Origin of the sequence: Kitasatospora sp. NPDC057015 (assembly GCF_042673745.1) — a bacterium.
Taxonomy (GTDB): domain Bacteria; phylum Actinomycetota; class Actinomycetes; order Streptomycetales; family Streptomycetaceae; genus Kitasatospora.
In genome coordinates, this window is the sequence record NZ_JBHUSG010000161.1 from 1 (window position 1) to 1,101 (window position 1,101).

At 60.0% G+C, this 1,101-nt stretch carries 1 protein-coding gene; it reads right to left on the bottom strand.

Annotated elements, in window-relative coordinates; all coding sequences use genetic code 11:
• Positions 1-37: 37 nt before the first annotated feature.
• Positions 38-877, bottom strand: coding sequence for an IS5 family transposase (locus ACFTWP_RS41870; protein WP_380270417.1), 840 nt, complete (start codon positions 875-877; stop codon positions 38-40).
• Positions 878-1,101 lie beyond the last annotated feature (224 nt).

Genomic DNA, 1,101 nt, shown 5'->3' on the forward strand with positions numbered 1-1,101 from the left:
AGAGGGCGTTTGATGTAACCGATATACGGCTTATGGCCTAGTAGGTCCCTCGCCAGGTTGGTATGGTCTCGTCCGTTATGCGCTTCGCGAGGTTGTCGATCGATGCGATGTGGATCATGGCTTCAGAGCTGGCGGTGAGAGTCTCGTAGTCGCGGGCGAGTCGGCGGTGCATCATGATCCAACCGATACTCCGCTCCACTACCCAACGTCTTTTCACGACGTGAAATCCGCGAACTTCGGGATTTCTGTGGACGACTTCGACGTCGATCCCGAGCTTCGCGCCGTGCTCGACGACGGTCTTCTTGAAGCCGGTGTCGACCCAGCTCTTGACGATGCTTGGGTAGGTCTTCTTGGCCTGGTCGAGGAGGCGTATTCCCAGGGCGTTTTCGGAAAGGCTTGCCGCAGTGACGGTCACGGCGAGGATCAGGCCGATCGTGTCGGTGAGGATGCCCCTCTTCCTGCCGACGATCTTCTTCGCGGCGTCCGTTCCCTGGCTGGTCATGGGCACGTTGGTGGAGGTCTTGATGCTCTGGGTGTCGATGACGGAGCCTGTCGGTTCAGGCTTGCGCCCCTCCTTTACGCGCGCCAGAGCGGTCAGGTCGTAATTGAGCTGGGCGAAGATTCCCTCGTCGCGCCAGGCGGCGTAGTAGAAGTAGACGGCGCCATGGCTTGGGAAGTCGTGCGGAAGGTACTTCCAGGGGATTCCGGTGCGGTTCACATAGAGAATCGCGTTGAACACGTCGCGAAGTTCAACTTTCGCCGGCTGGCCAGTCGGGCGGCGGTCGAGCCGGGCTTTCCGCCACGCTGTCAGGGTCGGCTCGATCAAGGCCCATCGGGCGTCGGACAGATCACTGGGGTACGGCTTCGGCTCGCTCACGCCGTAGCGTTGTCACGAACAAGCCGGAAGCTGTCGTTCCGCTGATTACCTGGCGGTTCTACCGCATTTTCAAACCAGACGGACTCTCGGCATCAGAAGCGAGCAAAACGGGCGGCGGGTCCCGGCCGGCGGCAGGTCGTGAAGTTCGTATAGCTCGCGAAATAGGTGAAAGTAGGAGAGCGGCAAAGCTTCCTTATCGGATCAAACCTACGTAAACGCCCTCT